The organism is Streptomyces sp. NPDC002671, from assembly GCF_053592475.1.
On record NZ_JBSFVU010000108.1, the window covers coordinates 1 to 7351 of the forward strand.

4 protein-coding genes and 5 pseudogenes are annotated in these 7351 nt (G+C 67.6%); 4 read left to right on the plus strand and 5 right to left on the minus strand.

Translation table 11 applies throughout. The features are described from left to right. Positions 1-137: 137 nt before the first annotated feature. Positions 138-1748, plus strand: coding sequence for an ISL3 family transposase (locus tag ACWD35_RS44275; RefSeq protein WP_451356995.1), 1611 nt, complete (start codon positions 138-140; stop codon positions 1746-1748). A 763-nt stretch (positions 1749-2511) separates the two neighbouring features. On the opposite strand, the gene ACWD35_RS44280 is transcribed toward ACWD35_RS44275, so the two are convergent. Beyond that, positions 2512-3333: a hypothetical protein gene (locus ACWD35_RS44280; protein ID WP_451356992.1), complete on the minus strand. Its 822-nt coding sequence runs from the start codon at positions 3331-3333 to the stop codon at positions 2512-2514. Between the two features lie 27 nt (positions 3334-3360). Beyond that, positions 3361-3642 (minus strand): annotated as a pseudogene (locus tag ACWD35_RS44285) (ATP-binding protein); the annotation flags it as partial. Between ACWD35_RS44285 and ACWD35_RS44290 the strand changes: the two are divergent. Then, positions 3635-3850: pseudogene (locus tag ACWD35_RS44290) on the plus strand (molybdopterin dinucleotide binding domain-containing protein); the annotation flags it as partial. The pseudogenes ACWD35_RS44285 and ACWD35_RS44290 sit on opposite strands and share 8 nt — an antisense overlap. Before the next feature lie 619 nt (positions 3851-4469). Continuing rightward, positions 4470-4568: pseudogene (locus tag ACWD35_RS44295) on the plus strand (IS21-like element helper ATPase IstB); the annotation flags it as partial. Between the two features lie 177 nt (positions 4569-4745). Here the strand turns inward: ACWD35_RS44295 and ACWD35_RS44300 are convergent. Both ACWD35_RS44300 and ACWD35_RS44305 read right to left on the minus strand, forming a co-directional pair. Then, positions 4746-5252 (minus strand): peptidylprolyl isomerase, encoded by a 507-nt coding sequence (locus tag ACWD35_RS44300; protein WP_451356993.1) that lies wholly within the window; start codon positions 5250-5252, stop codon positions 4746-4748. A gap of 230 nt (positions 5253-5482) precedes the next feature. Then, entirely contained in the window at positions 5483-6442 is a 960-nt protein-coding gene (locus ACWD35_RS44305) for a restriction endonuclease (RefSeq protein ID WP_451356994.1), read from the minus strand. Between the two features lie 31 nt (positions 6443-6473). Between ACWD35_RS44305 and ACWD35_RS44310 the strand changes: the two are divergent. Continuing rightward, positions 6474-6653 (plus strand): annotated as a pseudogene (locus ACWD35_RS44310) (hypothetical protein); the annotation flags it as partial. Positions 6654-6773: 120 nt separating this feature from the next. Here the strand turns inward: ACWD35_RS44310 and ACWD35_RS44315 are convergent. Beyond that, positions 6774-7076, minus strand: a pseudogene (locus ACWD35_RS44315) (transposase family protein); the annotation flags it as partial. Positions 7077-7351: the final 275 nt, after the last annotated feature.

Here is a 7351-nt window from a genome sequence, read left to right on the forward strand (position 1 = left end):
CTCACGCTCCTGGTCCGGCAAGCATGACGGAGAGGAGTACGCGAGGAACCAGGGGTTGGCTGTGATCATGTCTCGCGTGTTCTTCGCGGAGTTTCGAGGTGCTGCTCCCTCATCTGGCCGGTGTCGTGGTGGAGTTGGTGGATTGGGCTGCGGCCGGGGTTGTCACGTTGCATGCGCGGGCCCGCTCGGCGGGTGCGGACTGTCCGCACTGCGGTAGTGCCTCGGACCGGGTGCACGGCCGGTACATGCGACGGCTCGCGGATGCCGCGGTCGGTGGTGCCAATGTGGTGATCGAGTTGCTGGTACGGCGGTTCAAGTGCCGGAACCCGGGGTGCCGGGCGGTGACTTTCGCTGAGCAGATCGCGGGGCTGACGAGCCCACATGCCCGCTACACGCCACTGGTTCGTGAGCAGTTGACCTCGATCGCTCTCGCGCTGGCCGGTCGCGCGGGTGTCCGTCTGGCCGGGATGCTGGGCCTGCGCGTGGCCAAGGACACCCTGTTACGTCTGGTCCGCGCCGCGCCGGAAGAACCCGTCATGCCAATCCCCGTGCTCGGGGTCGACGATTTCGCGCTGCGGAAGGGCGACTCGTACGCCACGATCCTGGTGGACCTAGAGAGGCGGCGCCCGGTGGACGTGCTGCCTGGCCGGGATGCCGAACCGCTGGCCGCATGCCTGAAGGGCCATCCGGAAGTAGAGGTGATCTGCCGGGACCGGGCCGGTGCCTACGCGGAGGGAGCCCGCAGCGGGGCACCCCAGGCCCAGCAGGTCGCCGACGCCTGGCACCTGTGGCGAAACCTCGCTGAGGCCGTGGAGAAGACGGTCGGCGCCCACCACCACTGCATCCGCGAGGCGTTCACGGCACCCCCGGTCCAGGCGATGTCGACCACGGCGCCGCTGGCCGCCGCGGAGCCCACCGGCACGGCAGAGACCGTCTTCGTCCCGCCGGATGGCACATTGGACGTGCTCGGCCGTCCTCGAAGGCTGGTCGCCCGCACCACCGAGCGCTACCAAGCGGTGCAGCAACTCCTGTCTCATGGAGTGTCGTTGATTCAGATCAGCCGCGAACTTCGGCTGGACCACTCGACCGTCCGGCGCTTCGCCCGCGCCGGCAGCCTGGAGGAGTTGCTGGTCAAGGCGGTGAATCGCGTGTCAATCCTGGACCAGTTCAAGCCCTACCTGCACCAGCGCTGGCGCGAGGGCTGCCACGACATCCCCCAACTGCACCGCGAACTCCAACAGCAGGGCTTCACCGGCGACATCCAGTCCGTCCGCCACTACCTCAAGCCCTACAAGAAGCCGCACAGCCCCAGGCCCAGGAACCCGCCGGCACCGCCTCCCACGCTCCGCCCGGCCCCGAAACCCCGCCGCGTCGTCCGCTGGATCATGAGCAACCCCCAGCACCTGGCCGAGACCGACGCCACCGAGCTCAAGGAGATCCGCGCCGCCTGCCCCCACCTCGACGCCACCGCACGGCACGTCCGCGACTTCGCAGGCATGATGCGCGACCTACGCGGCGAGGAGCTGCCCGCCTGGATGGACCGGGTCATGGCCAACGACCTTCCCGCCTTGCACTCCCTGGTCAACGGCATGAAGCGGGACATGGACGCGGTCACCGCTGCACTGTCGACCTCCTGGAGCTCGGGCCAGGTCGAAGGCCAGGTTACGAGGATCAAACTGCTCAAGCGCATGGGCTATGGCCGGGCGAACCTCGACCTCCTCCGGCGACGAGTCCTCAGCAGTCCCTGAGTGCCAGACCGAGGTCAGTACCAGCGGCTGAAGGCGGCAACGCCGGATCCGGCCTCTGCGGCGTGTCGAATCACCCGTAGGGGCGCGTCGATGAGTCCCGCCGCATCGCAATCGGGTGTGTCGCCCATCGCGGTCATCCAGTCGGTAAATCCGGGAGAGGGCGGTGCTTCGCTGCGTGTCGGACAGGAGCAGGGCTTCCTCAACCCGAGGCAGAGCGGTCCGAACCTCGTCGGCGGAGAGCAGGAAGTTCCCGAACCAGCCGGGGAGCATCGCCGACTGTTGAGCGCCAAGGCCGTAGTACAGGGCCGCGACCGGGTTTGCCTTCCGGGCAGTCGCAACGAAGAGGCCAGCGCCAACTGCCTGGGGCATCAACGTCATACTCGCGTCCTGCATGGCGTCCGTGGCCGCGGTGGACCCGTTGGCGTCCTCGATGAAGTCCGCGAATCCATAAGCGACCGACGTGGGCGCCAAGGAACCGGAAGGACCCATGGAGCGCTCGAAAACGCCTCTTCCTCGCCGCCGTTCAACCACCAGCCAGCGCCTGGCTGAAACCCGGCGGCTTGTCCCAGTCGCCGGGCCGTATGAGATGGACGTAACGGTCCGGAAGTTCCCGAGCCTCCGCGTCAGGGATGACGCAGACCACCCACGCCCCTGTCGAGCTCACCGTCAGCCCTCTCAGCCTGCGGGGCAACTCTATCCGCCTCGCTGATCGGCATCACAAGATCCACGACAGAGCCCGTTATTCCCCGCATCAGCGGTGCCGTTATTCCCCAGGTTGTGACCGTGTGAGGTTCATTGCCACCTTGTCCAGCATCTGCCCAAGGAGATGCAGGGCTCGTGCTCGTGTGGGTGCTCCGCGGGAGGTTCCCTTCCAGTAGGCATCTGTGAAGGTCTCAACGGCAGGGAGCGTTCGGTCGTCGTCCTGGGCTGCCAGAATCAGCACGAATCGTACGTAGTCGCCGATGTCGGTGCCCTGTGGATGCTGCTCGGTGAAGCCTCGAAGCCGCGGAGTCAAGGCGGGCAAAGTCCGGGCCGTAGGGAACACCACGGCGAGGCTCGCGAGTGCCAGACGGACTGCCGTGCACTCGGCTGACCATCGTGCCAGTAGGTCCGGGGTGCAGGATTGCACGGCCATTCGAGCCCGGTTCTCACTGTCTGGATCTGCATGCGGCGGAGTTTCGGGCCAGCAGCCGGCCAGCTTCCGGTCCGCGACGGTGGCGGCGCTGAACAAGAGGTCCACCGCGTCGAACCGCTGCCGGGCGGGCACTCGGTCGTCGCCGGCCAGGGTCGCGAGCAGGGCGACGCCGTCAGCGGTGGCCTGCTGGCAGGTGTCCTGGTGAAGGAACTCGTTGTAGAAGTCGCCGAGGAAGCGTCTGTCGTCCTTCCAGAACGGGGCAGCCGCGGGCTCGAACAGCATCGCTGCTTGTGGAGGGTGCGGGCCTTTCAGGCGGTCGGAAATGACGTCCCGGAAGATCCGCCGGATCGGCGGCCCGAAGACACGACCAGTCATCCAAGCCTCGCGGAGGTCGGCGCTGGTCGTGTCGCCGGGTCGATCGTTCCGTTCAGGGGTGGTGTGCATGCTCATGGCCATCGCAGCGTACTGCCGCGAAGATCAGCCGGCTTTGGCCGCCCTGGTAGTGCCTGCAGGGCTCTTGGGTCGCTTGTTGGGGCGGTAACTGGGGCCGTTCATGATGACCTGGTGGCTGGTGTTGATGAGCCGGTCCAGGAGGGACTCGGCGACGACGGGGTTGGGGAAGAGGGGATACCAGTCGCTGGGCGCCCGGTTGCTGGTGATAATCAGCGAGCGTCCCTGCCGCTCGGAGACGAGTTCGTAGAGGTCGTCGGCCTGGGTGGCGTTCAACTGGCGCATGGCGAAGTCGTCGAGGATGAGGACGGGTGAACAGCCCGACGACGACTACCCGCTCATCCTGGTCACCGGGCGGCGCTGGGCCCACTACAACTCCGGCAGCATGACCCGGCGTGGAGCCAACCTCGCACTCGACCCGGCGGACTTCCTCGACGTCCATCCCGACGACGCCCTCCGGTACGACGTACGGGACGGCGCGCAGGTCACCGTGGAGAGCCGACACGGCAACACCCGCGCCGATCGCCGCTACGCTGAACACGTCACCCTGGGCCAGGGCCGAGACCCCACAGGGACGCTCTCAAGCAGAGAGCCGCAGCAGGACCGCCAACCGCGAGGCGCACACCCACGCGGACGACACCACCACAGGTGTCCGCCGTCCTCGATCCCTCAACGTTCCCACGCCCGTCCAGCCACCCGACCCGGCGCCCGCCCCGCAGCAGCCCACTGTCAATGCCGGCCTGACCGCCGCGAAAACTCAGGGCGCCGCTCGGTCCATCACGGCCCGCCTGGTGGACAAGATCCTCACCAACCCGCCCGACTGGCTCAGAGTCCTGTGGCTCGCGCTACCGCGGCCCTGGGAGTAGCCACAGCAGCCGGGCACGACCACCCTGCCCGGCTGCCGCCGCCGCTCGGACGTCAGGCGGCGCTGAAATCGTGGGTGTGGCTGCGTAGGCGAGAACGGAGAGCGGCTGTATGTCGGTTTGGAGAGCAGTCGCCGAGTCCGGGTTGGAGGAATGCCGGTATGAACCAACAGCAGTGCGCAGCGCCAGGACGGCACTATCTCCTCTTGGCGGGCCCTGGCCTCCTCTTCCTCGCGGACGTCGGCCGCCTCGCGGCGGGGGTTGCCGATCCCCGCCACGAAGGGCTACCGCGTCCGCTACACACTTGCCACGAAGCTGGTGAACGAGCTGGTCGAGGCCACCGACGAGATGGAGGCCGTCGACACGCTCGCGGCGGTCACAGCTGCCTGTGCGGCTTGGGACGCCTCGCGCCGACGGCGCCACTGAACTTCGTACTCGTCACCAGTGAGGCCCGTCCTGGCCCCGGGCGACTTCATCTCCCTGGTCGTGCCGGTGGTGGTGTTGCGCACGCTCCTGCTCAGCGGATCGGACCAGGGCGAGAGGCCGGGATCAGGCGGCGTCGACGACGCCGGAGGCCGCGATCTCGACCTTGCCCTTGGGGGCGCCGGACTGCGAGCCCAGGGCCTCGATCTGGTCGACGAGCTCCTGGCCCTCGACGACCTCGCCGAAGACGACGTGCTTGCCGTCGAGCCAGGGGGTGAGGACGGTGGTGATGAAGAACTGCGAGCCGTTGGTGTTGCGGCCGGCGTTCGCCATCGACAGCAGGTACTTGCGGTCGTGCTTCAGCTTGAAGTTCTCGTCCTCGAACTTCTCGCCGTAGATGCTCTTGCCACCGGTGCCGTTGTGGTTGGTGAAGTCACCGCCCTGCAGCATGAACTGGGGGATGATGCGGTGGAAGCCCGAACCGGCGTAGCCATAGCCGTTCTGGCCGGTGGCCAGCTCACGGAAGTTGCGCGCGGTCTTCGGGACCACCTCGTCGAACAGGTTGAAAACGATACGGCCAGCAGCGGAGCCGTTGATGCTGATATCGAAGTAGACGTTGCTCATAGGGCTCATCCTCTCACTCCTGATGCTGGCCACGCCGAACGGGCGCCAGTCACCAGACATGCAGGACGAGCCGAGCACCGGGCGCGACGCGGTCATACAGCTGGGCGCGGCCACACCCGGGCCCAGTGAACCCCGTACTCGGTAGGCGTGGCGAAGCCGTCGCAGCACAGACAGGTACCGCGCTCGGCGACAGGCCCTATACCGATCCGGCAACCCAGTCAGCGCAACGACTCCTGGCGTCAGTCCAGTTCCAGGGGCTTCCCGCATGTTGCCCAAGTGCGTAATGCCGTGCGGTCCACCAGGGCGATACCGTACCTCGCCGCTGCCGCCTCCGCGGCCTGAGTGAAGCGTGCGTTCGTCACCATGATCGGATGGGTGGCCCGGTGGTCCGGCCTGGCCGTTCCGTTGAACGTCTGAACCTCGGGCGATCCGATCTTGGCGGACGGTGTCCTTCGGAGTTTGCACTGCACAACAATCCGTTCACCGTTCCCTCCGGTGGCGATGACGTCCGCGCCCCTGTCACCGGCACCCCCGTACGCGCGCTGCACCACGTATCCGTCGCGTTCCAGGAGCGAGGCGATGAGCGTTTCAAACTCCCGGCCCGTGAGGTCGCGTATCTCGTCAAGGGAGATGCTGGCGCTGCTCTGGAGGTACTCCTGCCGTTGCTGTTCTTCCGCATCCAGCTGCTGCAACTCGTCCTGGTGGGTTTCCAAAGCACAGGCGTAGCGTGCCCGCGCCCGTTTCAGCTCCTCAAGCAGCTCGCCCAACGGGGCGGCCCTGGCCGAGGGAAACTGCGTGCGCCGCTCCCTCATCAGTCGGCCGAGGTCCATGATGACGTCATGACGCGCCTGTTCGCGCCACTGGACGGCCTTGTCCGTTAGGGACACCAGCTCGCGCAGGTCCCCCTTGAGAATCATTTCTGCCGCGCAGCGCCCGTAGCGCACAGTGTCCTGTGGTGCCGTCACATCCTTGAGGGTCCGGATGGCCTTCTCACAGCGGGCGAGTTCGGCTTTCACCTCCTCGCCCAGCCCACGCCAGTCAGCCAGGAGCTCCTCCGCCAGACGCCCTTCCGTCATCCACGCGAACGCGGCCGCCAGGTCCACAGACGTCGCCTGCTCAAGGGCCGACTCCAGCACACTCCGCACCGTGCGCTCCGGCGACGGCCGGACCGAATCCGCGGAAGGTTCCAGCAAGCTCATGGAAGCAGCCTAGAAGCAAACACTGACACACCAGGGCCTGCGCTCCCACGATGAGCGCCTGGTCGAACAGCTCGCCTCCCGCGCCCTGTCCCGGGGCCAGCACGAGCGCAAGATGCACGTGAAGCGTGACGAGGACGGCCCGACCGTCGGCGCCGACGGCGAGGACCAGGAGCAGGAGAACACCGACGGCACTGCGGAGTCCGCGCTGCTCTGGCCGAGTGGCGGTGCGTGAGCCACGGGCGCTCTTGCCGTCGACGGCCAGGGTGTCGGCCCCGGCAGGATCGGTGCCGAGCAGGTCCGCGAGCCCGCCCGGGCACTCGGCGTTCAGGACACGGCGGATGGTCGCCGCGCTCGGCGCGACACAGGCGCTGAACGCGGTCGTGGTACGGGCGCCGAGGCGGGCGAGGGTGTCCTGCGGGGCGCTGCGGGCCCCCTGCCCGATCGCAGCAAACGAGCGCGCTTCGGCCATCACGGCGGAGCAGGCGATCAGTAGCACGCTCACGAACGGGTGACGTTTCCCCCGCCGGTGCCGCGGCTCAGCCAGCGTAGCCAGCCGCTGCGACAGCCCCGCAAGGGCACGGCGCTGACGCGAAGGCGACTTGATCAGACAGACGCTGGCAGACTGACGGCACATCGAAGCTCCGGTTCGGCAGGGCGACTTGATCGGTCACCTGCTCCAACCGGAGCTTCGTTGCATACGAGACGGGACGGCCAGCAGGCGTCACACCACCGTGACCTGCAACTTTCCACTACCACTCGGACTTTGAAACAGCCCTGGAGGAGGACCGCGCGCAGTTTGTCGAAGGCATTGGACTGGGTGGCGTCTGCCGCCGTACTGCTGGCCGCCACGGCCCGCGCCATGGCACCGGTCCTCGGGGACGGCACCGCCGGCGAGCGGCTGCGCGGCGC

Coding starts and splice junctions, on each gene's coding strand:
- ACWD35_RS44280 (WP_451356992.1), bottom strand. CDS start 3,333: ATGAGCATGCACACCACCCCTGAACGGAACGATCGACCCGGCGACACG.
- ACWD35_RS44300 (WP_451356993.1), bottom strand. CDS start 5,252: ATGAGCCCTATGAGCAACGTCTACTTCGATATCAGCATCAACGGCTCC.
- ACWD35_RS44305 (WP_451356994.1), bottom strand. CDS start 6,442: ATGAGCTTGCTGGAACCTTCCGCGGATTCGGTCCGGCCGTCGCCGGAG.